A 24857-nucleotide genomic window follows, 5' to 3' on the forward strand; every position below is an offset into this window, starting at 1 on the left:
AGCTCTTTTTTATGCTTTATAAACGATCATTGCTGAAAAACAATAAATTTGGTTTTCATCGTCGTTAATGGAAACACCAACTTGGTACTTAATATCTACAAAGTTGCTATCATCAATCTTTTTCAAAAAAACATTCACAGCGTCTTCTAAGTCTTTTTCGTGACTTTCATCAAACACTTTCACACGAATCATGTTAACACCATCCTAGATCGCAGCCCTCCGCCGCTTGATTATTGCCACGGTGCGTATCTATGATGCGATAAAACTTTCCATTCTCATATATATATCCGTCTTCTAACACATATTTTTTATCTTCAGTATAGACATAAAACTTACCTATCATAAATTTACTCGTATATAATTCCAAATAATTTGGTCTAAATTTAGCTACAACTTTATTTGTAATATCAATTTTTATTGTGCGCCCCACCTTCTCTCCCTCCTTTGCAAAGAACGGATTTAGGTATATTGTATTAGCGCTTTTACATTTTATGCTTAAAAATAAGTGGATATGCCTTCTTTCTTCACCTGTACTATTTTTCTAAAAAAATCACTATAAATAAAATCCCCAAAAAAACATAAAAAAAGCACTTTACCTTATTGACTCGAATATAAATATTATGTTATTATATAAAATTTGACATTTTTACATACGTATGCTATCATTAAAAGTGGTTACCACATATGGAGGTGGATGATTTGTTTCAAATTGGTGATAAAATCGTTTATCCAATGCACGGTGCAGGAATTATCGAAGCAATTGAAGAGAAAGAAATATTAGGTACTTCACGTCAATATTGTGTGATACGCATCATTAGTAAAGATATGCAAGTAATGCTTCCGATGGAACAATTAAAAAAATCAGGTATTCGTTATATCGTTGATCGAGGTACGTTAGATGATATACTTCTTGAATTTCAAAACGGGGAGTCAGACCCATCACTCTCATGGAAACAAAGATATACAATGAATATGGAAAAAATGAAAAATGGCAATTTACAAGATAGCGCAGAAGTGGTTCGGGATTTACTTCGCCGTAATAAAGAGAGAACATTAAATGCGAGCGAAAAACAAATGCTAGATAATGCCCGAAAAATGATGATTAGCGAAGTCGCGCTCGTACAAAATGTTACTGAACATCAAGCAACAGAATTTCTTCAAGATACAATTAATCATTAAATTTAAAATAGCTGAACGCTATTTTTTTTGTAAAAAGGACAAAGAGATAAAACTCTTTGTCCTTTTCATATTACCCACGCCCAGCTTGAAACGATGGATATAACGTCATTCCACCATCTGCAAATAGCGTAATTCCCGTTACATAACTCGCCTCTGAAGAAGCAAGCCAAGTTGCTACCGCTGCAATTTCTTCAGGTTTTCCAATATAGCCCATCGGTATCATACTTTCTACGTCAGCACGCTGCTTTGGATCAGCAAATTTTTCTGCATTTATCGGCGTATTAATTGCACCTGGCCCAATATTATTTACTCGAATACCTTTTGACGCATATTCTAGCGCTAACGTTTCTGTCATCAGTTTAATACCACCCTTACTTGCTGCATAGTGCACAAATAGTGGCCACGGAATTTTCTCATGAACACTAGACATATTAATGACAGACCCTTTAATATCATGTTCTACAAAATATTTAATCGCTTCACGACTTCCTAAAAAAGCACCTGTTAAATTTGTATTAATTACCCTATTCCAATCTTCAAGCGGCATTTCATGCGACGGTACCGCGTTTTCTATCCCTGCATTATTAATCATAACGTCAAGCGTACCAAACTCTTTCACAGCAGATTGAATGAGATTCACAACATCTGATTCGACCGTTACATCACCTTTTACAGCAATCGCTTCGCCGCCTACCTTTTTAATTTCTTCTAACACACCATTTGCTTCTGATTCTCGTGAGCGATAATTAATAACCACTTTCGCTTTTTCCTTAGCAAACCTCACTCCCATCGCTCTTCCGAGACCAGTTGCTGATCCTGTAATAACGACAACTTTCCCTGCTAAATCACTATACATTTCTATACCTCCTTTAACTTTTGGCTATACCTAACATAATTCCGGCTGCAATAATAAAAACGATACCGACAACGATACCCGTTAATTGGCGTTTCGTTTTCTTTTCACCTAATATAAGAATCCCACCAAGCGTGGAAATAATAATTCCCATTTGCGATAGCGAGAAACTTGTTGCGACTCCAACACGCGGCTGCGAAATGAATAAAAACATATTTCCAGCTGCCCAAATTAATCCTGGAATAATATTTCGGATTGCATATTTATTAAATGGCTGATGTTTAAAGGTAAGCAAAATCCCACCTAACACCATACCAACTGCTTGTGGCAACAAAGCTGACCAACCATCTACGTTAAATAGTCTAATCACTACTACGTAAACTAAATAACCGACTGTTGAAATTAATAAAATTACGATACCTCTTTTAAAGTTTGCTGCTTGCTCTGCATTTTTTTCTTCTTCACTTTGAAGCGATGTTAAAATAACACCGATAATAATACAAACGAGCGCTAAAATCCCAAGGACGACCGATATTGTCGTGGACCATTCATGAAATACGATAACGCCAAATAAAGTCGTCGCAACTAATTGAAGTCCTGTTGAAATTGGCATCGTCCTCGAAACACCCATTAAATCAATACTTTTTAATTGATTCGCCTGACCAAGCGCCCAAAATAAACCTGAAACAACTCCAACTCCAATAACGGTAGGTGTTAATACTGGCTTCATAAAAATATAAACAACAATTGAGAAAATAAGTGCTCCAAACGTTGTTCCGAGCGTTTGACTATACGGTCCCCCGCCCAGTTTTACATTAAATAGCACAATACTTCCCCAAAATATAGCTGGTAAAATTGCTAAAAATATATCCATCGCCCATTACCTTTCTCTGTAAAATGTCATAAATTGAAACTTTAATCATCCCGCAAAATAGCGGAATAAGTTACCACTCTCAATCATTAGAATGAGCTTTCATTTTTTCTTTTTTGCGAGCACAAATCTTTTCTACAACATCATTAGAAACATTCTTTTCTCGCTCCACATTTTTTACCTTTATATGATCTAAATAATCCTCCAAAGTAAGTGTAACTTTGTCATTTGGGGGATTATGCGCCCCTTGAAAAGTAAGAAATTGTAGCGTCACTTCAAATCTAGGTACAAATTCATCTTTCCTGCCGAGACGCTTTATATTCATAACTGCATCACATTCATATTGATCTTCTGTCACTTGTCTAATAACCGAATAGTACCTATTCAATAACGCACTCTCTAAAAGCTGTTCTCTTGATTCTTTCGCGAAAGAATCGCTTGGAGAAGAGAAAAAGATAGAACATATCGCTGTAATAATTACACATATTTTTTTCATAACGTCCTCCTTATCCTATAAGTTAGTGTTCTCAAAAACGCCATAAAAAAACGACTTCCCCTACTTAGGAAAGTCGTTTTAATGAATCCAATATTAACCACCACTCACTGGTGGTATAAGTGCAACAACATCACCAGATTGGACCCTGTCATCTTCATTTGCGTATTCTTCATTAATCGCAACCATAATTGGCTCTGAAACTGGTACATTATATTCTTTCGCAACAACATCTTTTAACTCTGCAACTGTAATATTTTCTTTCTCTATTTGTAATTCACTTGTCCCTGCTTCTTCTTGCAAGTGCGCAAATAACAATACTCGAATCATACTTATAGCTCCTTCCCAGGCTCTCCCGCCGGATATGGTGTTTTTTCTAATTGATCACCAATCCATGAGTCACCATCTTCCCAAAACTCCTTTTTCCAAATCGGAACAATTTGTTTTATGCGTTCCATAATATATTCGTTCGCTTCATAAGCCGCTTTACGGTGTGGTGTTGAAACAGCAACAACAACCGCTATATCAGAAATTTGCAACGTACCGATGCGATGTGTAATCGCAACATATGTATCCGGCCATTTCTCTTTCACTTCCAGGCCAATTTTCTCTAGCATCTTTTCTGCCATCGTCTTATAAGCAACATACTCTAAGTATAATGTACGACGCCCTTTCGTAAACTCTCTAACGGTTCCAATAAATGTTGTAACAGCACCGCATTCACGTCGAATCACTTTCTTCGTTACCTCTTCAATCGAGATTTCTGTATTAATTACTTCATAATATGTATTTGTCATTTCGCACTCCTAACCGTTTGTAAAAACCAGTCTATGTACAACTCTTCTTCTGTTATATGAAATACTTTATATTCTTCTCGTATATTTGCCGGGGCATCATACCACGTAATAATCGCTACTATATTTTCTACTTTATGTAAAAGCTCAACGTCTTCCGCAGAACGAAGTAACACTACTTTCGGGTAGTTCTCTTTTTTATAGCCCTCTATTAAAATTGTATCCACTTCAAAAAACTCATATAAGCGAATAATTTCTTGCAAGGACCATTTCTTTCTTAGTGAAGAAAGTGAAAGCAATCCAGCACCTTCTACACTACTTACGACAGCACCAGCTTTACGGTGTCTTTCGCTATCTTTTTGCGCTACTTCTGGAAAACCTCCGTGCCCGTGATGTTTAATGGTAGCAACCTTCATTTCCCGTTCAGCTAATGCATGCACTATTTTCTCCACAAGCGTTGTTTTTCCGCTATTTTGATATCCTACTATTTGTAAGATTGAAGTGGCTTTGCCCATGGCCAATCACATCCCTCAGAGTGCTCTAACAATAATACAGATACTTTCATCCCGGTCTCAAATCCTCTCGTTCCTCCAGGTAACACAATAAAAGCATTCGCATCTGCAAGTGAAGATACTGCACTCGATTTATCTAAACCGACCGGCATCGCTTGTAACGCCCCGTCCACAATCGTTACGTTTGCTCTTACGAAACGAGTAAATGGATTTGGCTTTGGAAAATCTTTTTGTAAAATAGCATCCGCTCTATATACGTGAGGTTCCTTCGCATACAAATACGTTTTTATAATTGGTTGCACAAATAATTCAAAGCCTACATAACAAGCAGACGGATTTCCTGATAAACCGAAAAGTAACTTCCCATCAAATTCAGCTACTGTCGTTACACTTCCAGGTCTCATGGCTATTTTATTAAAGAGTACATTCGCCTGTAACCTTTCATAAATAGCTGGTAAGTAGTCATAATCTCCTACCGATACACCGCCAGTTGTAATTAAAATGTCGACCTCATCCATCGCTAATTGAATAGCTGTAAAACATGCATCTAACTCATCCGCGAGTTGACCATAATAACGAACTTTCCCGCCAGCTTTCATAATTTGAGCTGCGATCATATACGAGTTACTATTTCTAATTTTCCCCGGTTCTAACGGCTCATGTACTTCTAATAATTCACTCCCTGTCGTTACAATACCGACAACAGGCTGTTTTATAACTTTCACAGTGCTATATCCAAACGTTGCTAGTAAGGCCGCAACTCCTGGATTAATTGCCACACCTTTCTTAACGAGAACTTGATTTTGTTTTATATCTTCTCCTTTAAACGACACATTGTCACCGTTATTAAAAGGGCGTTTTAACTTCATATATGTTTTTCCGTTCTTCTCAAATCCTTCTGTCAGCTCTAGCATTACAACTGCATTGCAATCTTCTGGAATAGCTGCTCCTGTCATAATTCGAATCGCTTCAAAAGCTCCTACTTCTTCTAAAAAAACAGAACCCGCCCCGATCTCTCCTATTACTTCAAATTCAACTGGATTCTCTTGGGTTGCTCCTTTCGTATCTTCTGCTCGAATGGCGAAACCGTCGTAAGGGGAACGATCAAAATGAGGAACTTCATGATCTGAGACAACATCTTCCCCGAGAATTCTCCCGTAACTTTCCGTAATAGAAATTTCTTCTACTTCACCATGCTTCGCATATTTCATTACCCGTTCTACTGCTTCAGCAACTTGAATTGGAATTCGTTTTTCTACCATCGTTTCTCACCTCATATTTGCAATTTTTTTTATCTCGATTAAACTTTATGTATTCAATAGAAATTACTTCAAGGAGGAATTCCATGTCTTCATTTACACATTTTAATGACCAAGGACGCGCAAAAATGGTTGATATAAGTGACAAAAAAGCAACCGTTCGAACAGCAATTGCGTGCTCTAGCATTGTCGTTACGAAAGAAATTTACGATAAAATCTCTCACAATGAAATTGGGAAAGGTGACGTATTAGCAGTTGCGCAAATCGCAGGCATTATGGCTGCGAAACGAACTTCTGATATTATCCCAATGTGCCATCCTTTATTATTAAAAGGTGTTGACGTTTCTTTTGATTGGAAACAATCAGAAGAACAATATCGTTTACTCATTGAAGTAAAAGTTAAAACAGAAGGTAGCACCGGTGTTGAAATGGAAGCTTTAACAGCTGCTTCCGCTACCGCTCTTACTGTGTATGATATGTGTAAAGCTGTCGATAAAGGTATGATTATCGGCGAAACATACTTACTTGAAAAAACAGGTGGAAAAAGTGGAGATTATACGAGAAATTCATAATCCTCTCTCCGTTGAACCTAAAGGATTTCCTTTAGGTTCAACCTATATATCTTGCATATAAACTTTTCGCTACATTCATATCATTCGTCCCATGAATGAACGCCCTGCCATCTGTAAATAAAACAAAACGATATTCTTCTACCGGAAATGATAATAGATAAGGTGTCGCCTTTATCTCTACACTTCTTTGTAAGCGCTTTTTAATTTCTTCTAAATTAAAATTCTTCCGCACACCCGGGCGAATTTGTACTGTATTTCGCCCACATAACACTTCTGTTTTTGTTTGTGCTTCAAATGTTAAACTCGGATATGTACGTAACCTTCCGCAAGATAAACAAGTATCTTTTTTCTGCCTATTCACTTTAAATGCCATCTGTTGATTATTCCAAAGATCAAATGATAACATCGTTTCACGAAGCGCCCCAAAGTCTTCTACTAATATTTTCAGCGCTTCCGTAATTTGATGCGCAACTACTAATTGTACTGCCGGTTGTATAATACCAGCTGTGTCACATGTTGCTCCGCTCGCCGGATGCTCCATTAAACAGCGAAAACACGGTGTTTTCCCTGGTAAAATTGTATACGTTACTCCGTAACTTCCGACACACCCACCATATATCCACGGAATATTATACTTTTGTGAAATATCATTAATAAGAAGACGCGTTTCAAAATTATCTGTCGCATCTAATATTAAATCTACATCACGCACTAGCTCTTCCATTTCTTGCACCGTTACATCCGTCACAACTGGATTTATTTCCACCTCAGAATTAATCGCTTGTAAATGTTCTGCAGCCGCTATCGCCTTCGGTTTATACTGCTTTGCATCTTCTTCCGTATATAGTTGTTGTCTTTGTAAATTACTCCATTCTACATAATCACGATCAGCAATCGTTACTTTTCCAACACCTGCTCTAACAATCGCTTCTGCATTTGCCGCACCGAGAGCACCAGCACCAATAATAAGCACATGCTTCTCTCTTATTTTTCTCTGTCCTTCTTCTCTAACACCAGAAAATAATATTTGTCTTGAATATCGCTCCTGCATGCGATAGCCCCCTTTCTTATCCTCCTATATAAGACATTTCGATTTTCGGACGATTTTTTGCACTTTCTTCTGTCCGTTCATCCGAATACCTATCTTTTCTATTCATCCATACATCTTGTATAACACTTAATAACTCCTCATCCGAAAGATTTCCTCTAAGAAGTTCTCTTACATTCAAACCCTCTGTCGCAAATAAGCACGTATAAAACTTTCCATCTGCCGAAATTCTTGCCCTCGTACAAGAGGCACAAAATGACTCAGAAACAGATGTAATAAAACCAACTTCAACATTTGTTCCAACGTACCGATATCGCTTCGCAACTTCACCAAAGTAATGGACTTCAGCTGGCTCAAGCGGATACACCTTATGAATCATCTCAATCAATTCTCGTTTTGTAACCACTTGATCAAAATTCCACCCATTTGTACTACCAACATCCATAAACTCAATAAACCTAAGCGTGATTCCTTGCTCTTTAAAATACGCAGCCATCGGAAGTACTTGATGATCGTTCATCCCTTTTTTCACAACCATATTTACCTTTACTTCCAGCCCCGCCTCTTTAGCTGCTATAATTCCCTTAATCACCGGTTTCGTATTAATATTTCGACCATTAATATTCCTAAATATGTCGTCATCTATCGCATCTAAACTAACATTCACTCTATGTAATCCAGCTTCTTTTAATGCCTTCGCTTGTTTCGTTAAATGGATAGCATTTGTCGTTAACCCTATATCTATTAGCCCATCAATTTTCACGAGACGTGCAATCAGTTTTGTTAAATCTTTACGAAGCAGTGGCTCACCGCCAGTAATTCTAATTTTTCGTACACCGATGTTAACAAATAATTTTGCCAAACGCTCAATTTCATCAAAAGTTAGTAAAAACTCATCTTTCAAAAAAGCATAATCTGGCCCAAATATTTCCGCCGGCATACAATATGTACATCTAAAATTGCAACGATCAATGACAGATATACGTAAATCTTGAAGTGGGCGTCCAAAAAAATCTTTAACCATCTCCTGCATCGCCACCCTCCCTTTCTGCCAAATTTCTTTCTTTTCATTCTATTATAATATATTTTCGGACTGCGATGTTTTTGCCCAAGTGAATAAAGTGAAACTTTAAATAATTAGAGGGTATCCACTCCCCCTGGTTAACGAGGTTTACTTCCAGATACAAGGATAAAAAAACCTTGAAACATAAAAGTTTCAAGGTTTTCTGCTTATTAACTTAATCTAATAATCGTTAGAGTAGCCCCTGGCGTTGCCGTAGATAATGTAGCCAACGCAATTACTCCAAATAATTGTAAACTAACTGCAGCTCCAGCAGGCAAGTTAGCGATTATTGTTGCACTAAATGAACCTGCAGCCACTGCCGGAGAGTTTATCGTTCCCGCAAGCGGACTGCCATTTACAGTTATACGGGAACTTACAAGTAATCCTGCCGTTAAATTAATTGTATAGGCTATATAATAGTTTCCTGCATTCGCAACTGTAAATACAGTATTTCCACCACTAACGGTTATTCCTGGTCCAATATTTTGATTGTTTGGTAACGGAATATTCGTGCCACCTAACAAAACAGAAATAATACTTCCTGATGTATTATTCGCAAATGCATATGTTGCAGTTGTACTGACTCCAGTCGCCCCGGTCGCTCCTGTTGCTCCGGTTGCTCCAGCTCCTGTTGGACCAGTTGGACCTTGTATTCCTTGTGAACCTGTTGGACCTGTATTTCCAGTTGGTCCTTGGGAACCTGTTGCTCCTGTAGCCCCTGTTGGGCCTTGAATTCCTTGTGGACCTGTCGCTCCTGTTGCTCCTGTAGCTCCCGTTGGACCTTGTATCCCTTGAACTCCTTGGGGACCTTGCGCTCCCGTTGCCCCTGTGTCCCCTGTAGGACCTTGGGGACCTTGCAATCCTTGCACACCTTGAGGACCGGTTGGACCTATCTCTCCTTGTACCCCTTGTATTCCTGTTGGGCCTTGAGGACCGGTCGGACCTTGGATCCCTTGAATTCCTTGAATCCCCTGTGGGCCTTGTGCTCCCGTGGCTCCGGTTGCTCCTTGAATCCCTTGAGGGCCTTGTTCCCCTTGAATTCCTTGGGGACCGGTTGGACCTTGGATTCCTTGCGGGCCTTGGATTCCCTGTGGTCCTTGATCTCCTGTCGCACCAGTTACTCCTTGTATCCCTTGCGGACCTTGTATCCCTTGCGGACCAGTTGGACCAATATCTCCTTGCACACCTTGTATTCCTTGAGGACCTTGTAACCCTGTCACTCCGGTTGCTCCCGTTTCTCCTGTCGCTCCTGTCACTCCAGTTGAGCCTGTCGCACCAGTATCCCCTGTTACTCCTGTCGCACCAGTTGCTCCTGTCGGGCCAGGTGGTCCACCCGATGGACCAGTTACTCCCGTCGGACCTGATGGCCCTGTTGGGCCGGACGGTCCTGCTGGTCCTCCAGAAGGTCCCGTTACCCCTGTTGCTCCCGTTATTCCAGTTGGGCCTGTAGTTCCTTCCCCTGTCGCACCTGTTGCTCCTGTATCTCCTGTTGCCCCCGTCGGACCTTGGATTCCTTGAATTCCCTGTGGACCTTGCACTCCTTGTGCGCCCGTCGCTCCTTGAATTCCTTGTACTCCTTGCACACCTTGGGGACCCATCGGACCTGTTGGACCAATCTCCCCTTGAGCACCTTGCACTCCTTGGGGACCCTCTGGACCCGTTGCTCCTATTTCCCCTTGTATCCCTTGAATTCCAGTTGCTCCTTGTACTCCAGTTGCTCCCGTTATCCCTTGCACACCTTGTATTCCCTGTATTCCTTGTGGACCTTGTGGGCCTGTTGTTCCTACCGGTCCTTGAATACCTTGTATCCCCTGAGGACCCTCTGGACCCGTTGCTCCAACTGGTCCTGGCACTCCTTGTATTCCTTGCGGGCCCTGAAGTCCCTCTGGGCCTTCTGGACCTGTTGGTCCTATATCACCCATCGGACCTTGTATCCCTTGAACTCCCTGTGGTCCCGTTGCTCCTGATGGCCCTGGTACTCCTTGTATTCCTTGTGGACCTTGATCTCCTGTTGCTCCTGTGACCCCTTGAGGCCCTATAGCCCCCTGTATACCTTGTGGACCTTGATCCCCTGTTGCTCCCGTTACCCCTTGAATACCCTGAACCCCTTGGATTCCTTGTTCACCAGTTATTCCTGTCGGACCAGGAATACCTTGAATCCCCTGCGGTCCTTCTGGACCTGTTGGGCCAATTGACCCTTGAATACCTTGTATTCCTTGCAAGCCCTGTGCTCCCGTACTTCCAGTCGGACCTGTAGTTCCCGTTGCTCCTGTTACACCTGTACTTCCTGTAGCCCCAGTATCCCCCGTTGCTCCAGTCGCACCTGTACTCCCACTCGGTCCGCCACCCGGACCTGTCGCACCAGTTGGCCCCGTCGGGCCAGGAGGTCCTCCAGATGGTCCAGTTATCCCAGTTGGGCCTGTTATTCCAGTCGGACCTGTTAGCCCCTGACCCGTTGCTCCGGTTGCACCTGTATTTCCACTCGGTCCTTGTGTTCCTTGTATCCCTTGTGCTCCTTGTATTCCTTGTGGACCAGTTGCACCCGGTAACCCTTGGACGCCTTGAATTCCTTGAGGTCCCTCAGGTCCTGTCGCTCCAATTGGCCCTTGCAATCCCTGTATCCCTTGTATACCTTGTGCCCCAGTCGCTCCCGTTGGACCAATCGGACCTTGTAACCCTTGCACACCTTGAGGTCCTGTCGCTCCAGTTTCTCCTTGTGGTCCTCTCAATCCTTGTGCTCCCTGCTGCCCTTCTGGTCCAGTTGCACCTATTGGTCCAACTGGACCTTGAATCCCTTGCACACCTTGAGGTCCAGTCGGACCCATCTCTCCCATTGGACCTTGAAATCCTCTCGGTCCTTGCGGTCCAGTCGGACCTTGTGGACCTGTTGGACCAGTAATCCCTATACCCGTAAATCCAGTTGGAACAGGAGGAAAAGTAGGACCAATAAGTTCTGGTGGAATTCTAAAATTAGATTGTTGTTTCCCTTTATTATCACGATTCTTCACACTTTCACCACCTACAAACCGTCTTTTTCATAATAAATAAACCTCTTCTTAATCTATTTACAAAAATAATCTCCAAGACTATTTTTATTTCAAATAAATAAAACTCCCTTAATTCCTTAAGGGAGTCCTGCAATTGAATCCATATTATCTGTATTAGGGACAGCTTGCGCTATACCCGATGTATTTACACTTTGCCCCATATTTGTTCCTGTTACAGTACCAGCAGGGGTGCCCCTTGTATATGTCGTCGTCACCGAATCTCCCGGCTGTAAACAAAGCTTCGTTTCTGTCCCTATTACTGTAACAACATCAATCCAAGTACACCCCATTGAACCACTATACGATTTCGTAGCAGTAAATGAAGTATCACTCAAATTATCACCTGTAAATATATTCCCAGTATTATTAACAATAACAAACTCTTTTATATGCGCAGGCATAATTACACTCTACCTTTCCTTTATGAACCTAACGTACGTGTACTCGTTGCCAAAGGCGGAAGAAATACCGATGTTCTAATCACCGCTTCTGGCTGTCTTTTTCCATTTAAAAAAATAGCCGCACTCGATCCTCCAGCTCCTGCATATACTTTCGCCACAGCTAAAGGCGAGATATCATAACAGTCACCAACATTAACAGCTCCTGTATTATTAATAATTTTTACTTTACGCAAATTAACCCCCATTTACCCCTCCTCCTTTTTTATACTGTATGCAAAAGAAAAAAACTTGAAACAGACTCGTTTCAAGTTTTTAACTATTAACTATTTCGTTTCACCTTCATATTGAAGCATACCGCCAACCATGTTCACTGTTTTAAATCCTTGCTCATTTAAATAATGACATACATTTTCACTGCGCATTCCTGAACGACAAATAAAGATATATTCATTCTCTTTATTAAAGAAGTCTACTTTATGTGGGATATCGCCCATTTTAATATGTACAGCTTCTGGAATCTTTCCTGCCGCTACTTCTTCATCTTCTCTTACGTCTACTAGAAATAACGTTTCTCCATTTTCTAAACGCACTTGTACCTCTTCTGTAGTAATTGTTTTAACTTCTGTCATATGTAGTTCCTCCTTATATACAATAAAACCTTTAGTTTCTTTTCCACAAACATTCTCTACCAATTTTAGCATGCAAAAGAAAGAACGCAAAGAATCGAAAAGCTATTTCTCAATTTTCTCGCAAAACTTATTCTTTACAAACATAACTAGCACATTGTATCCTCAATATACTTGTTTTATGAAAGGAGTCGATTAAAATGTCGCTTTTTCTTTTCATTATGGGCATTGTGTTCTTAATCGCTGCAATTATTGCACTTAGTATGCAAAATAATAAAAAGATAAAATCTCCCCAAGAAATGTCATTCTTATTTCTATTACTTAGTATAGCGTTCTTCGGCATAGCAATCGCTACATATATATTCCGTCTACAAATCATGTAAAAAAAGGTGCCTACTACACATATTGCACCTTTTTCACATAATTTATTTCCTACACAAAACTAGATACTTTCCGATTTAAAAATTCATAAATTTTCTTTTCAAATAAATGAATATCAAATGCTCCTGCCATATGCCCATTTATACTTTCTATCTCATACACTTCCGCATATTTTCCTTGTTTTTGCAAAATGTCTAACATTTTATAATTATAACGTGGCGGCTGAAGCAAATCTTGTTTGCACGGAATCATAAGTACATTCGCTTCTATGTTAGAAAGAGATTCTTCTAGTGAAGAAAACCCATGTGCAATATCATGCAATAAAACCGCCTTCGCAGTATACATCCATGAATTTGCATCTACTAACTCTATACTTCTATATGTCGCTTTATTTATCTCTTTTTCAAATGATGTTAATGTAGAAAACTTTTCATAAGGTTCTATCTCTATACTATTACGAGGAAATGCCATTTCATAAAAATGCTCATCAAACGCATTCATAAACATCATTCTATTTGCTAAATGAAGCCCCTTTATCGGCTGCTCTTCTCCGTATTTTCCATCTTTCCAACTTGGATCCAGTTGAATTGCCTCAATCGCATTTTGTGCTACGTTTACAGACGTAATAATTGGATTTTGTGGGTTCGTAATAACGCCAATCATCCGCTCTACCATATGTGGATAGTGAACCGCCCATTGTTGTGCAATCATTCCCCCCGCCGACGGTCCGATTACAGCGTGTAACCTTGAAATTCCCATACCTTTTATTAACTCATATTGCATACGAGCTACATCAAGAAATGTAAAAACCGGAAAATCCATAGCATATTCTTCTCCAGTTTCTGGGTTAATCGATTTCGGTCCTGTTGTAATCACATATGGATTCTTCACCTGCACATTACAAAGATTATCCGTACATATAACAAAATACTTATTTGTATCAATTGCTTTTCCAGGTCCAATGAGCCCATCCCACCAACCAGACTCCTCATCATGCACTGTATATTTTCCTGCCGCATGACTTGTTGCACTAAAATAATGACAAACCAAAATCACATTTGACCTTTCTCTATTCAACGTACCATATGTCTCGTATCCCATTTGAACAGGAATTTCCCTACCATTTTCAAACGTAAATTCTTTTAAAACAAACTTCTCCTTTTTTACAATTTGCACAGACTCTTCCTCTCCCCGTTATAGTATGAACTGCTTACTAAAGGTTTTTTTCTATGTAAACCAATCTCCTCCTTCTTTTCATAAATAAATGAATAATATACAAAATTAGCCACAAAATAGCACTATATTACACAATTAAAGAGGGCATACATATGATTTGGAATTGGTTTCGTAAGAAAAAAAAATCAAATACAACAGAGGCAAAAGAAGCCGATAACTGGGAGCAGCAGTCTAACAATCCAGATGACGATAACAAAGAACAGACTAGAAGTATGAAACATACTAAAGGTAAAAATAACGAGCAAGATGACTCTTCTCAAGAGAAACAGCAAAACTCTAAGCAAGATGACTCTTCTCAGGAGAAACAACTAAACTCTAAGCAAGATGACTCTTCTCAGGAGAAACAACTAAACTCTAAGCAAGATGACTCTTCTCAGGAGAAACAACTAAACTCTAAGCAAGATGACTCTTCTCAAGAGAAACAGCAAAACTCTAAGCAAGATGACTCTTCTCAAGAGAAACAGCAAAACTCTAAGCAAGATGATTCTTCTCGGGATAAGCAACAAAGTGCTAAACAAGGTGATTCTTCTCAAAGTAAGCAACAAAGCTCTGGAGGTAATAGTATTTATGACTTTACCAAACCAGAAAAAGACCGTATTCATTCTCTACAAGATTTAATAGAGAAACTTAAAAAGTCTAGTGATTTTATTAATTACCATACATCTGACGATGAAACGATGCCTTATTGGATTTCTTACTATCGCCCTTCACTTGATGGAGAGAAATTACAGAAATATTTAATGCCCACTCTTTTAGAGAAACCCTGTGCTTCTCTAGAACAACTAAAAGAACATATTCCGATGAGCGGCATTACAATTACGAACGACTTACAAAAAATTGAGGACATGGTTTTAAAGGGACATGCGATTATTCAATTGAATCAGCAAGATCAAAAGTGTATGCTTGCAAACATTGCAATTGATACTTACCGGGCACCAAGCCCTCCATTAAATGAATCAACAGTTATCGGTCCACAAGAAGGCTTTGTAGAAGCTATTGATACGAATATTAATTTAGTACGAAAACGCCTTCCTGTTTTAGATTTACAAACAAAAGAAATGATTGTCGGCGAATTTTCCAAAACGAAAGTTGTCATGATGTATTTAGACAACCTCGCCGAAAAAGATAATATAGATTTTCTCGAGGAGTCATTACGTGCTCTTGAATATGATCAAATTAATGATAGCGCTTATATACAAGAACTTATGGGTGAAAAGTCGATTTTCCCTCTCTATATCAATACAGAACGTACTGATAGGGTGACAAAAGCACTCATTGATGGGAAAATTGCTATTTTTGTGGATGGTTCTCCAAGTGTTTTACTAACACCTGTATCCTATTTCGATTTTTTCATTTCACCAGAAGACTATAACGTCTCTTGGTTATACGCTACATTTTCACGCATTTTACGCCTTATCGCTGTTCTATTTTCTATCTGTGCTACACCGTTATACGTTGCAGTTTTAAATTATCATTATGAACTTATTCCAAGTGATTTACTTGAAACTTTGATTTTATCAAGGGCGCAAGTACCATTCCCACCTTTAATTGAAGCACTCTTTTTAGAACTCGCAATCGATTTATTAAGAGAGGCTGGCGCGAGGTTACCGATGAAAGTTGGTCAAACGCTCGGTATTGTAGGCGGTATCGTAATCGGACAAGCATCTGTACAAGCTGGTTTAACGAGTAACATTTTATTAATTATCGTTGCCTTATCAGCACTTGCTTCCTTTATTACACCTATTTATAAAATGGGTAATGCTGTTCGATTACTACGCTTCCCGTTTCTCATATTTGCAGAAATAGGTGGACTTTTCGGTATTTCTCTTGGATTTATCTTTTTATTTACTCATCTATTTAGACTTACTTCCTTACGCAAGCCGTACGCTTTGTTTTATCCGACAAGACAACAATCGGTTAAAGATTCTTGGATTCGTTTCCCATTAACAATGATTGATACAAGAGATGTGCAGGCAAGACCACAACATGTAAAAAAAGCTGCTAAAGGAATTTCAACAAAACATAGATCAGACTTTGATGATTAAGAGATGAGGTGCATTGATGAGTAAAGTTCAAGAAAAATATCAAATATCTCCTACCTTTGTTTTCTTCTTAATTCACGGTGCACAGTTTGGAGCTGGCGTTCTCGGATTTGCTCGAATCACCGCAAAGGCCGCTGGATACGACGGCTGGATGGGCGTTCTAATCACAGGACTCTGTATCCAAATTCTTATATGGATGATGTATTTTTTATTAAAAGAAACAAACGGGAATTTAATTGATTTACAACGACAAACCTTTGGAAAGTGGATAGGAAACGTCTTTAATATCATCTTTGCAACTTATTTTTTAATCGTCAGTATTTCGGTTATTCGAACATACGTTGAAATTATTCAAGTATGGATGTTCCCAACTGCCTCCACCTTTATGTTAACACTCTTTTTATGCCTAGTTAGCTATTACATCATTTCTTCTGGATTTCGTGTCATTACTGGCATTTGCGTCATCTCTGTTGGTGGTACGCTAGGGTATTTATTTCTAAGCTTATTTGTTTTGAAATACTCACATTGGGAGAATTTACTACCTATTTTCACACATTCTTTTTCAGATATTTTAAAATCCGCTCAACTGTCAATCTACAGTATGACTGGTTTTGAGATTTACCTCATGGTTTATCCATTTGTGAAAAACCCTAAACAATCTCATAAATTTGCTCAATATGGGGCACTATTTTCAAACCTTCTATATTTATTTAGCACCCTTTTAGCCTTTTCGTTTTTTAGTGAAAAACAATTATTAAAAACGATATGGGCCCAACTTTCTATGACCCAAGTTATTCAATTACCATTCATAGAAAGGCTAGAATATATCGCAATTTCAGCTTATGCCCTCGTTATTATTACAAGTTTCATTCTACCTTTGTGGGCGGCAACGAGAGCAACGCACGAAATATTCCGTGTAAAACAAAGAGGTGTTTTAATCGCTTTTATGTTTATCACCCTCATTGTTTCACAACTTTTAACAAACAGACACGATATTAATAATTTTATTAGTAATGCATCAAAAGGAAGCTTTTGGCTCATTTATGTATACATCCCAATTCTATTTATTATTGTGTGGGTGAAAAGAAAATGGAAAAAATCAAAAATAAATTAATACTTATCTCTTGTATAACACTCTTTAGTCTAACTGGATGTTTACAAAAAAATATTATCGATGACGTACACCTTATCCAAGGAACTGTCTTCGATGTAGCAAAAGATAATAAAATAAAGGTAACATTTGTTTGTCCTATTCAGCAAAAAGGGAACAAAGTTCAAGTTTTTGAAGGAACAGCAAATGCGGTAAAACAAGTAAAAGCTGACACATCTTTAGAGTCTTCTCAACCATTTGCGAGCGGACAAATGCGGGTTGCTCTATTTACCACCCGAATTGCTAAGAAAGGAATGGTTGCTTCCTTCGATACATTAATTCGTGATGTAAACATTGGGAATGCCTTATATGTTGCTTTACTTGAAGGTAATGGTACTGAACTCTTAAAAGGAAAGTACACGACTTCATCCAACGTTGCAATTTATATAAAAAAAATGCTAGAACATAATATGGAGACCGGTCCTTTACCAACAGATAATCTGCATGTAGGAGCTTTCCGTTATTATCAAGAAGGGCAAGACTACTATATTCCAATTTTAAAGAAACATGGTGATAAAATAAAAATCACGGGAATTGGTCTTTTTAAAAAGGATAAATATGTTGGTAAAATCGCGGAAAAAGATATGTTTATATTCAAAGGACTTTTAGAAAAACATAAGTTAGATTCACATGAATTTAAAGCAGATCCTGGGTACGTAATGATTAATAATATTCGTTCTATTCCAACATACGATATAAAAATAAAAAATGGTAAGCCTTCCTTTTCCATTCATGTTAAACTTGAGGCTCGTATTCAAGAAGTATCGAAACAGATTAACTTAGAGAATGCTAAGAACACAAAAAAGATTGAGAAGGTCGTTCAAAAACAATTGGAGACACAAGGTAAGAAATTAATTAAGCAGTTTAAATCTTTAGATGTCGATCCTCTTGGGCTAGGAGCTAAATATAAGCAACATTATCGCCCATTCAAATTAGAGGAGTGGAAACAAATGTACAAAGATGTTCCAGTTACTATAAAATACACCGTAGACATTACAAATTCTGGTGTAATTGAATGAGAAATGATTGAACTCCTCTCTCCAGCATGATACAACGGAGAGAGGAGTTTTTTATTATCAAATAGAGAGAGAAGATATTTATGGGGGAGCTTATGTCTAAAAAATTAGTAAAGCCTATTTTAAATGGTATTTTATTTCTCGGCGTCTTTTTATTTGCTCATACATACTTAAAAAATGTTTCCTTCACACGTTATTTACTTGTCGTTATACCAATGTTACTCGTCGGTATTTTTGGCATCGATCTTATTTTATCCCTTTTAATAAAAAAAGAAGAATAACAAGCGAACATCTTATTTCGATAAGATGTTCTTTTCATTTCATAATCACCTTATGTTACAATGAAATTCGGCAGAAAACGAGAAAGGATGAAACAACATGGCAAACGAAAAAGGTTTAGATAAAGGATTCGAACTTGTTGCAAAAATGCATGAAGAGTTCGGACATCCTGTGAAAAATACTCCAACAAAACTAACAGAAGAGCGTGCAAAAATTCGTGCAAGTTTTATGCAAGAAGAGCTAGAAGAATTTCTAGAAGCAACGACTGTTGAAGATCAATACGATGCACTGATTGACCTTATTTACTTTGCATTCGGAACGTTTGCCGAAATGGGCGTACGTCCTGATAAAGGATTTGAAATTGTAAATAACGCAAACATGGCAAAACTATTCCCTGATGGAAAACCCCGATTCCGTGAAGGCGATGGCAAAATTCTAAAACCAGAAGGCTGGCAAGCACCAGAACCACAACTTCGTGCTGAAATCGAACGTCAGCGCAAAGAAGCTGAAAAAAACTGCTAGGATTTCCTAGCAGTTTTTTATTATGTCTTTTTTCTGCAATTCATTAATGACCCACGTGTCCCGCGTGTCCTGCTGCTCCACTAATGCTAGCTGCTCCTGCCGCTGCCCCTGCTGCTCCTGCTCCAATTCCACCTGCCCAAGGAGAAGATTGTTGCTGTTGATATTGTTGATATTGTTGGTATTGTTGGTGCTGTTGGTGCTGTTGGTGCTGTTGACCATGTTGGCCTTGATGACCGTGTTGACCGTGGTGACCTTGGTGACCTTGGTGACCTTGGTGACCTTGGTGGCCTTGGTGGCCTTGGTGGCCGTGATGGCCTTGATGGCCTTGATGGCCTTGATGGCCTTGATGGCCTTGATGGCCTTGATGGCCTTGATGGCCTTGATGGCCTTGATGGCCTTGATGGCCTTGATGGCCTTGATGGCCTTGGTGAGTTTGATAAAGAACAGCTTGCGGATGAATGTGGTGGTGACCGTGGTGATGTACTTGTTGTTGATGACCGTGGTGACCTTGGTCATGATGGTGTCCATGATGACCGTGGTGACCTTGGTGATGATGATGTCCATGATGACCGTGGTGACCTTGGTGATGATGATGTCCATGATGACCGTGGTGACCTTGGTGATGATGGTGTCCATGATGACCATGTTGGCCTTGATGATGGTGATGTCCATGATGACCGTGAACAACTTGCGGATACCCACCTATTCCTCCAGCTACAACACCCACTCCCGGTACCGGGAATCCTGTCTGCACTCCTCCAACGAAAGAAGGAAATGTAGTTGGTGCTCCTACTGGAAATCCTGTCTGTACGCCAGCTACTGATGTCGGAAATCCTCCTGTTACTGTAGGCATTCCACCCCCTGATGTCGAAAAGCCCCCCATTGATGTAGGCATTCCAGTTTGCATGCCAGCTACCGATGTTTGGAACCCTCCTGCTGCTCCACCCATCCAGCTCGGAATTCCACCGTATCCTTGTTGGCCAGCCCCTCCCATTAACATCATTTGTTCATAACTATCCGATTCACCTCCGAAGAAGCCATGTGGTGCATTATTGTCCATCCCTTTCATTCCTTTCACCTCTTCTACTCAATTTAGCCTACCTTTTTTATCATATTTCCTATAGAAAAATAGGTGTTTGTCTGTATGGGAATTCCGCTCTTTTATTTATACGTAGTGGAATAATTGAAAACTTAGACTAAAGTGATTCAGAGATTATTTTCTACACAAAAAAGCTCAGAGCATAAATGCTCTGAGCTTTTATTTAGAATGAATTAGTTTGCAACAACGTTAACAAGTTTTCCAGGAACAACAATTACTTTACGAACTGTTTTCCCTTCAATTTGGTCTTGAATTGCTTCAAGTGCAAGTTGTTCCATTTCTTCTTTTGATGCGTCTTTACTCATTGTTAGTTTTGCGCGAACTTTACCCATAACTTGAACAACGATTTCAACTTCATCTTCTACAAGTTTAGACTCATCAAATATTGGCCAGCTTGCATATGTGATTGTTTCATTATATCCAAGTTTGCTCCATAGCTCTTCCCCGATGTGAGGTGCAACTGGTGCGATCATTTTTACGAAACCTTCTACATATTCTTTCGGAAGTGTTTCAGCTTTGTATGCATCATTGATGAATACCATCATTTGAGAAATCGCTGTGTTGAAGCGAAGCTCTGCATAGTCTTCTGTTACTTTCTTCACTGTTTGGTGGTAAGCTTTTTCAAGCTCTTTATTTGGTGCGTCAGTAATTTTCTCACTTAATTCACCGTTATCTTGAACGAATAGACGCCATACGCGGTCTAGGAAACGACGAGCTCCGTCAAGACCATTTTCAGACCAAGCGATTGAAGCATCTAATGGTCCCATGAACATTTCGTATAGACGAAGTGTATCTGCACCGTGGCTTGCTACGATATCATCAGGGTTTACAACGTTACCTTTTGATTTACTCATTTTCTCGTTGTTTTCACCTAAAATCATACCTTGGTTGAATAATTGTTGGAACGGCTCTTTCGTTGGAACTACCCCGATATCGTATAATACTTTATGCCAGAAACGAGCATATAGTAGGTGAAGTACAGCATGCTCTGCTCCGCCGATATAAATATCAACTGGAAGCCATTGTTTTACTTTTTCAGGATCTACAAGTGCTTCGCTATTGTTTGGATCGATGTAACGTAGGTAATACCAGCAGCTACCAGCCCATTGTGGCATTGTATTTGTTTCACGACGACCTTTTTTACCAGTCTCAGGATCAACAACATTTACCCACTCGTCAATGTTAGCAAGTGGTGATTCACCTGTACCTGAAGGACGGATGTTTTCTGTTTTCGGAAGAACTAATGGTAATTCTTCTTCCTTCACAGCTGTCATTGTCCCATCTTCCCAGTGAATTACCGGAATTGGCTCACCCCAGTAACGTTGACGGCTGAATAACCAGTCACGCAGACGGTACGTTACTTTTTGATTTCCTGCGCTCGTTACTTCAAGCCATTCAATCATTTTTGCGATTGCTTCTTCTTTATTTAATCCATCAAGGAATGCTGAGTTTACGTGTGCACCATCACCTGTGTACACTTCTTTCGTAATATCTCCGCCTTTTACAACTTCCTTCATCGGAAGATTGAATACTGATGCGAATTCATAGTCACGCTCATCATGAGCTGGAACTGCCATTACGGCACCTGTTCCGTAAGTTGCAAGAACATAGTCAGCAATCCAGATTGGTAATTTCTTACCGTTTACTGGGTTAACTGCGTAAGCACCAGTGAATACACCAGTTTTCTCTTTCGCAAGTTCTGTACGCTCTAGGTCACTCTTCATTTTTACAGCGTTAATGTAAGCTTCTACCGCTTCTTTTTGTTCTGCTGTTGTAATTTCTGCAACAAGTGCATGTTCCGGAGCTAGTACACAGTATGTTGCACCAAATAGTGTATCAGGGCGCGTTGTGAATACTGTGAACTTCTCGTCTGTACCATCGATATTGAAGTGTACTTCTGCACCTTCAGAACGACCGATCCAGTTACGTTGCATATCTTTTAAGCTTTCTGGCCAATCAAGCTCATCTAGATCTTCTAATAGACGATCTCCGTAAGCTGTAATTTTTAACATCCACTGTCTCATCGGACGACGCTCAACTGGATGTCCACCACGCTCACTCTTACCGTCAATGATTTCTTCATTTGCAAGTACTGTACCAAGTGCTGGACACCAGTTTACAGGTACTTCATCAACGTAAGCTAAGCCTTTTTCAAATAGTTTTAAGAAGATCCATTGTGTCCACTTATAGTAGTTTGGATCTGTTGTATTTACTTCACGGTCCCAATCATAAGAGAAACCTAGTGATTTAATTTGGTTACGGAACGTATTAATATTATGCTCTGTAAATTCAGCTGGGCTATTTCCAGTATCAAGTGCATATTGCTCTGCTGGAAGACCAAATGCATCCCATCCCATTGGATGAAGAACGTTATACCCTTGCATACGCTTCATACGAGATAAAATATCTGTCGCTGTATAACCTTCTGGATGTCCTACGTGTAGGCCTGCACCTGATGGATATGGGAACATATCTAGTGCATAAAATTTTGGTTTTTCTGTCTCATCTGGCGTACGGAATGTTTTATTCTCTTCCCAGTACCCTTGCCACTTCTTCTCAATATCTTGATGATTAAAGCTCATGAGATACCCTCCTTGAAATTCTATTTATTTTCACCGCCCAAAATACAAAAAACCTCTCATCCCTAGAAAGGGACGAGAGGTTATAGATTCCCGCGGTACCACCCTAAATTAATGTAAAAATATACATTCGCTTAGATCCGTAACGTGGATTAACGGCAATTGCTACTATTAGTTTCACAACTGCAACTCAAAGGCGAGTTCATAACGAAACGTGGATTGACTTGCACCGACCGTCAACTCTCTAAACCAGCTTCTATTACTACTACTCCTTCTCACTGTTATTACACATATGAGTTAATGTGAACTACCCTCCACTTAGTATCTCTAAAAAGCTTACTTAAAGCGGGGCTTCTCGGTTAATCGTTACTTTTAATAACTAACGAATTCGTCTTAAGACAGCCGAGCTATCTCCCTTGTTCTAAAGGTTGTTTTATTTAAATATATTCTAAAACATGTTACATGTTCCGTCAAACTAAACTGCAATTTTTTCTTCAACTGTTTCTTCTACTTTTACTCGTTTATCATACATGCTCGTTGCTATAAGCGCTACTACAAGCATTACCATGATTGCTATAAACAATACTTCCATATTGTATAAATCAACAATCGCTCCGCCAACGACCGGCCCGAACATTTTCCCTACAGTCGCCGCGCTATTTACAACACCTTGATAAAAACCTAGTTTATCTTTTGGTGCAAGTATATTTGCAATCGTCGGAACTGCTGGCCACACAAATAATTCACCGATTGTTAATGTTACCATCGCAACGAGGAACATCGTAAATTGCTGCGCTTGACTTAACACAATGAATGACGCCGCAAAAATGAAGATTCCAATCATAATTTGCTGTTTTAAAGAACGCTTCATCCAGCGAATTAGCATACTAACAAGTGGCTGCGCACAAACAATCATAGCTCCATTTATCGTCCATAATAAACTATAATGACGAAGGCTAATATTCAATTCTTGCATATGTGTTGCAATCGCTCCTTGCCACTGTACGTATGTAACCCAGCATAAAGCATATGCTACACACACGATCAGAAGTGCTTTAAATCCAGGTGTAAGTGACCAACCTTTTTTCGTTTCGATTTCCTTTTGCACTCCTGGCTCTTTCTTGTCTTCCATACCACGGAATCCAATAAAAGCAATTAAGAAGAAAACAAAATATAAAATAAAATTCGCTAAGAAAATATAATCAAAACGATATGATGCAACTAATCCACCACACGCTGTTCCAATCGCAATACCAACATTTTGTCCAACGTACATCGCATTAAATGCCCGTCTTCCGCCCTCTGGCCAAACCGTACCAACCATCGCATACATCGATGGGAAGACCATTCCAGAACCGAAGCCGATTAACGCTAGCCACACAACATATAACGGCCAACCGTGGAAGAACACAAGACCTAAAATTGATATAAGTGTAATAACAATTCCTACTAAAGTTGATTTATAACCGCCCCATTTATCAAATAAAACACCGCCGAGCAAGTTTCCGATTACACCAGTAAGCGAGTTGATCATTAATACCATTCCGGCCACAGATAAAGATTTTCCTAGGTGATCATGCAAATAAATTGTATTAAAAGGCCATAAAAAAGAAGCACCCGTGACATTAATAATCATCCCAGCTACTAATAGCCATACTTTCCTTGGCATAGTTTCCCCTCCTATTCTATTTTTTTCGTTCATATATATAACAGTAAAATTGTAGTCGTTTTTAAATAGGAAGGCAACTGATTAATAGTTGATGAAATTCAGATAATGGTTCATCGGTAAATGAAATTATACTGATCCCTGTTTGAAAATATATTGACTTACCGAC

Annotated in this window: 27 protein-coding genes and 1 other annotated feature; of the genes, 8 read left to right on the top strand and 19 right to left on the bottom strand. The window is 39.4% G+C overall.

From position 1 onward, the window contains the following. Nucleotides 1-9: 9 nt before the first annotated feature. Complete coding sequence (locus NZ044_RS23205) at nt 10-192, bottom strand: sporulation protein Cse60 (protein ID WP_000621751.1); 183 nt, start codon at nt 190-192, stop codon at nt 10-12. A gap of 1 nt (nt 193) precedes the next feature. Continuing rightward, nucleotides 194-430 carry a DUF2553 family protein gene (locus NZ044_RS23210; RefSeq protein ID WP_000533804.1) on the bottom strand — a complete coding sequence of 79 codons (237 nt, stop codon included), beginning with the start codon at nt 428-430 and terminating at the stop codon, nt 194-196. A 254-nt stretch (nt 431-684) separates the two neighbouring features. On the opposite strand from NZ044_RS23210, the gene NZ044_RS23215 reads away from it, so the two are divergent. Then, complete coding sequence (locus NZ044_RS23215; RefSeq protein ID WP_000451446.1) at nt 685-1179, top strand: CarD family transcriptional regulator; 495 nt, start codon at nt 685-687, stop codon at nt 1177-1179. A 70-nt stretch (nt 1180-1249) separates the two neighbouring features. Here the strand turns inward: NZ044_RS23215 and NZ044_RS23220 are convergent, their stop codons facing one another. The 7 genes from NZ044_RS23220 to NZ044_RS23250 form a co-directional block, all read right to left on the bottom strand. After that, on the bottom strand, nt 1250-2035 hold the full coding sequence (locus NZ044_RS23220; protein WP_000286680.1) for a glucose 1-dehydrogenase: 786 nt from the start codon (nt 2033-2035) through the stop codon (nt 1250-1252). A gap of 13 nt (nt 2036-2048) precedes the next feature. Beyond that, complete coding sequence (glcU, locus tag NZ044_RS23225) at nt 2049-2906, bottom strand: glucose uptake protein GlcU (protein ID WP_000350863.1); 858 nt, start codon at nt 2904-2906, stop codon at nt 2049-2051. A gap of 79 nt (nt 2907-2985) precedes the next feature. Next, a complete protein-coding gene (locus NZ044_RS23230) occupies nt 2986-3399 on the bottom strand; it encodes a DUF3888 domain-containing protein (RefSeq protein ID WP_086390943.1) in 414 nt (137 codons plus the stop codon). A gap of 93 nt (nt 3400-3492) precedes the next feature. Further along, entirely contained in the window at nt 3493-3726 is a 234-nt protein-coding gene (gene moaD / locus NZ044_RS23235; protein ID WP_000621773.1) for a molybdopterin converting factor subunit 1, read from the bottom strand. 2 nt (nt 3727-3728) lie between these two features. Continuing rightward, on the bottom strand, nt 3729-4193 hold the full coding sequence (moaE, locus tag NZ044_RS23240; RefSeq protein ID WP_000185947.1) for a molybdopterin synthase catalytic subunit MoaE: 465 nt from the start codon (nt 4191-4193) through the stop codon (nt 3729-3731). Continuing rightward, nucleotides 4190-4711: a molybdopterin-guanine dinucleotide biosynthesis protein B gene (gene mobB / locus NZ044_RS23245; RefSeq protein WP_002081993.1), complete on the bottom strand. Its 522-nt coding sequence runs from the start codon at nt 4709-4711 to the stop codon at nt 4190-4192. Before mobB ends, moaE begins: the two co-directional genes overlap by 4 nt. Then, nucleotides 4675-5964, bottom strand: coding sequence for a molybdopterin molybdotransferase MoeA (locus tag NZ044_RS23250; protein WP_000229704.1), 1290 nt, complete (start codon nt 5962-5964; stop codon nt 4675-4677). Before NZ044_RS23250 ends, mobB begins: the two co-directional genes overlap by 37 nt. Before the next feature lie 83 nt (nt 5965-6047). Here NZ044_RS23250 and moaC point away from each other — a divergent pair, with 83 nt between their 5' ends. Next, entirely contained in the window at nt 6048-6533 is a 486-nt protein-coding gene (gene moaC / locus NZ044_RS23255) for a cyclic pyranopterin monophosphate synthase MoaC (RefSeq protein WP_000094146.1), read from the top strand. 37 nt (nt 6534-6570) lie between these two features. On the opposite strand, the gene NZ044_RS23260 is transcribed toward moaC, so the two are convergent. The 6 genes from NZ044_RS23260 to NZ044_RS23285 form a co-directional block, all read right to left on the bottom strand. After that, nucleotides 6571-7584 (bottom strand): molybdopterin-synthase adenylyltransferase MoeB, encoded by a 1014-nt coding sequence (locus NZ044_RS23260; RefSeq protein ID WP_001158115.1) that lies wholly within the window; start codon nt 7582-7584, stop codon nt 6571-6573. Between the two features lie 16 nt (nt 7585-7600). Continuing rightward, on the bottom strand, nt 7601-8614 hold the full coding sequence (gene moaA, locus NZ044_RS23265) for a GTP 3',8-cyclase MoaA (protein ID WP_001157112.1): 1014 nt from the start codon (nt 8612-8614) through the stop codon (nt 7601-7603). A 200-nt stretch (nt 8615-8814) separates the two neighbouring features. Then, on the bottom strand, nt 8815-11652 hold the full coding sequence (locus NZ044_RS23270) for a BclA-related collagen-like exosporium protein (protein ID WP_340950004.1): 2838 nt from the start codon (nt 11650-11652) through the stop codon (nt 8815-8817). A gap of 116 nt (nt 11653-11768) precedes the next feature. Continuing rightward, the gene (locus NZ044_RS23275) at nt 11769-12092 is read right to left on the bottom strand and encodes a hypothetical protein (RefSeq protein ID WP_001110864.1); all 324 of its coding nucleotides are present in this window, start codon (nt 12090-12092) and stop codon (nt 11769-11771) included. 20 nt (nt 12093-12112) lie between these two features. After that, complete coding sequence (locus NZ044_RS23280; protein WP_000538719.1) at nt 12113-12337, bottom strand: spore germination protein; 225 nt, start codon at nt 12335-12337, stop codon at nt 12113-12115. A 78-nt stretch (nt 12338-12415) separates the two neighbouring features. Then, nucleotides 12416-12721 (bottom strand): rhodanese-like domain-containing protein, encoded by a 306-nt coding sequence (locus tag NZ044_RS23285; protein ID WP_000141224.1) that lies wholly within the window; start codon nt 12719-12721, stop codon nt 12416-12418. Between the two features lie 197 nt (nt 12722-12918). On the opposite strand from NZ044_RS23285, the gene NZ044_RS23290 reads away from it, so the two are divergent. After that, nucleotides 12919-13101 (top strand): hypothetical protein, encoded by a 183-nt coding sequence (locus NZ044_RS23290; protein ID WP_000051780.1) that lies wholly within the window; start codon nt 12919-12921, stop codon nt 13099-13101. Between the two features lie 49 nt (nt 13102-13150). Here the strand turns inward: NZ044_RS23290 and NZ044_RS23295 are convergent, their stop codons facing one another. Further along, entirely contained in the window at nt 13151-14275 is a 1125-nt protein-coding gene (locus NZ044_RS23295) for an alpha/beta fold hydrolase (RefSeq protein ID WP_098506076.1), read from the bottom strand. Between the two features lie 152 nt (nt 14276-14427). Here NZ044_RS23295 and NZ044_RS23300 point away from each other — a divergent pair, with 152 nt between their 5' ends. The 5 genes from NZ044_RS23300 to NZ044_RS23320 all read left to right on the top strand — a co-directional run bounded on the left by NZ044_RS23300 (nt 14428) and on the right by NZ044_RS23320 (nt 19344). Then, a complete protein-coding gene (locus tag NZ044_RS23300; RefSeq protein WP_277512699.1) occupies nt 14428-16380 on the top strand; it encodes a spore germination protein in 1953 nt (650 codons plus the stop codon). 16 nt (nt 16381-16396) lie between these two features. Then, the gene (locus NZ044_RS23305; protein WP_000049080.1) at nt 16397-17491 is read left to right on the top strand and encodes a spore germination protein; all 1095 of its coding nucleotides are present in this window, start codon (nt 16397-16399) and stop codon (nt 17489-17491) included. Further along, nucleotides 17467-18546: a Ger(x)C family spore germination protein gene (locus tag NZ044_RS23310; RefSeq protein WP_000411348.1), complete on the top strand. Its 1080-nt coding sequence runs from the start codon at nt 17467-17469 to the stop codon at nt 18544-18546. Before NZ044_RS23305 ends, NZ044_RS23310 begins: the two co-directional genes overlap by 25 nt. A 92-nt stretch (nt 18547-18638) precedes the next feature. Next, on the top strand, nt 18639-18824 hold the full coding sequence (locus NZ044_RS23315; protein ID WP_000038780.1) for a hypothetical protein: 186 nt from the start codon (nt 18639-18641) through the stop codon (nt 18822-18824). 97 nt (nt 18825-18921) lie between these two features. Beyond that, entirely contained in the window at nt 18922-19344 is a 423-nt protein-coding gene (locus NZ044_RS23320; RefSeq protein ID WP_001262632.1) for a hypothetical protein, read from the top strand. A 43-nt stretch (nt 19345-19387) separates the two neighbouring features. Here NZ044_RS23320 and NZ044_RS23325 read toward each other — a convergent pair whose 3' ends face one another. The 3 genes from NZ044_RS23325 to NZ044_RS23335 all read right to left on the bottom strand — a co-directional run bounded on the left by NZ044_RS23325 (nt 19388) and on the right by NZ044_RS23335 (nt 24691). Then, the gene (locus NZ044_RS23325) at nt 19388-20413 is read right to left on the bottom strand and encodes a hypothetical protein (protein ID WP_277512703.1); all 1026 of its coding nucleotides are present in this window, start codon (nt 20411-20413) and stop codon (nt 19388-19390) included. A 203-nt stretch (nt 20414-20616) separates the two neighbouring features. After that, nucleotides 20617-23025, bottom strand: coding sequence for a leucine--tRNA ligase (gene leuS / locus NZ044_RS23330; RefSeq protein ID WP_098506060.1), 2409 nt, complete (start codon nt 23023-23025; stop codon nt 20617-20619). Between the two features lie 65 nt (nt 23026-23090). Then, nucleotides 23091-23310: a binding site (T-box leader), on the bottom strand. A gap of 187 nt (nt 23311-23497) precedes the next feature. Further along, entirely contained in the window at nt 23498-24691 is a 1194-nt protein-coding gene (locus NZ044_RS23335; protein WP_098506055.1) for an MDR family MFS transporter, read from the bottom strand. Nucleotides 24692-24857 lie beyond the last annotated feature (166 nt).

The organism is Bacillus sp. FSL K6-1338 (genome assembly GCF_038006965.1).
Classification (GTDB): Bacteria; Bacillota; Bacilli; order Bacillales; family Bacillaceae_G; genus Bacillus_A; species Bacillus_A thuringiensis_S.

What these genes read in the sequence shown, in the direction of transcription:
- NZ044_RS23205 (WP_000621751.1), bottom strand. Translation starts at nt 192, where the DNA reads ATGATTCGTGTGAAAGTGTTTGATGAAAGTCACGAAAAAGACTTAGAA.
- NZ044_RS23215 (WP_000451446.1), top strand. Translation starts at nt 685, where the DNA reads ATGGAGGTGGATGATTTGTTTCAAATTGGTGATAAAATCGTTTATCCA.
- NZ044_RS23220 (WP_000286680.1), bottom strand. Translation starts at nt 2,035, where the DNA reads ATGTATAGTGATTTAGCAGGGAAAGTTGTCGTTATTACAGGATCAGCA.
- glcU (WP_000350863.1), bottom strand. Translation starts at nt 2,906, where the DNA reads ATGGATATATTTTTAGCAATTTTACCAGCTATATTTTGGGGAAGTATT.
- NZ044_RS23230 (WP_086390943.1), bottom strand. Translation starts at nt 3,399, where the DNA reads ATGAAAAAAATATGTGTAATTATTACAGCGATATGTTCTATCTTTTTC.
- moaD (WP_000621773.1), bottom strand. Translation starts at nt 3,726, where the DNA reads ATGATTCGAGTATTGTTATTTGCGCACTTGCAAGAAGAAGCAGGGACA.
- moaE (WP_000185947.1), bottom strand. Translation starts at nt 4,193, where the DNA reads ATGACAAATACATATTATGAAGTAATTAATACAGAAATCTCGATTGAA.
- NZ044_RS23250 (WP_000229704.1), bottom strand. Translation starts at nt 5,964, where the DNA reads ATGGTAGAAAAACGAATTCCAATTCAAGTTGCTGAAGCAGTAGAACGG.
- moaC (WP_000094146.1), top strand. Translation starts at nt 6,048, where the DNA reads ATGTCTTCATTTACACATTTTAATGACCAAGGACGCGCAAAAATGGTT.
- NZ044_RS23260 (WP_001158115.1), bottom strand. Translation starts at nt 7,584, where the DNA reads ATGCAGGAGCGATATTCAAGACAAATATTATTTTCTGGTGTTAGAGAA.
- moaA (WP_001157112.1), bottom strand. Translation starts at nt 8,614, where the DNA reads ATGCAGGAGATGGTTAAAGATTTTTTTGGACGCCCACTTCAAGATTTA.
- NZ044_RS23275 (WP_001110864.1), bottom strand. Translation starts at nt 12,092, where the DNA reads ATGCCTGCGCATATAAAAGAGTTTGTTATTGTTAATAATACTGGGAAT.
- NZ044_RS23280 (WP_000538719.1), bottom strand. Translation starts at nt 12,337, where the DNA reads ATGGGGGTTAATTTGCGTAAAGTAAAAATTATTAATAATACAGGAGCT.
- NZ044_RS23285 (WP_000141224.1), bottom strand. Translation starts at nt 12,721, where the DNA reads ATGACAGAAGTTAAAACAATTACTACAGAAGAGGTACAAGTGCGTTTA.
- NZ044_RS23290 (WP_000051780.1), top strand. Translation starts at nt 12,919, where the DNA reads ATGTCGCTTTTTCTTTTCATTATGGGCATTGTGTTCTTAATCGCTGCA.
- NZ044_RS23300 (WP_277512699.1), top strand. Translation starts at nt 14,428, where the DNA reads ATGATTTGGAATTGGTTTCGTAAGAAAAAAAAATCAAATACAACAGAG.
- NZ044_RS23305 (WP_000049080.1), top strand. Translation starts at nt 16,397, where the DNA reads ATGAGTAAAGTTCAAGAAAAATATCAAATATCTCCTACCTTTGTTTTC.
- NZ044_RS23310 (WP_000411348.1), top strand. Translation starts at nt 17,467, where the DNA reads ATGGAAAAAATCAAAAATAAATTAATACTTATCTCTTGTATAACACTC.
- NZ044_RS23315 (WP_000038780.1), top strand. Translation starts at nt 18,639, where the DNA reads ATGTCTAAAAAATTAGTAAAGCCTATTTTAAATGGTATTTTATTTCTC.
- NZ044_RS23320 (WP_001262632.1), top strand. Translation starts at nt 18,922, where the DNA reads ATGGCAAACGAAAAAGGTTTAGATAAAGGATTCGAACTTGTTGCAAAA.
- NZ044_RS23325 (WP_277512703.1), bottom strand. Translation starts at nt 20,413, where the DNA reads ATGAAAGGGATGGACAATAATGCACCACATGGCTTCTTCGGAGGTGAA.
- leuS (WP_098506060.1), bottom strand. Translation starts at nt 23,025, where the DNA reads ATGAGCTTTAATCATCAAGATATTGAGAAGAAGTGGCAAGGGTACTGG.
- NZ044_RS23335 (WP_098506055.1), bottom strand. Translation starts at nt 24,691, where the DNA reads ATGCCAAGGAAAGTATGGCTATTAGTAGCTGGGATGATTATTAATGTC.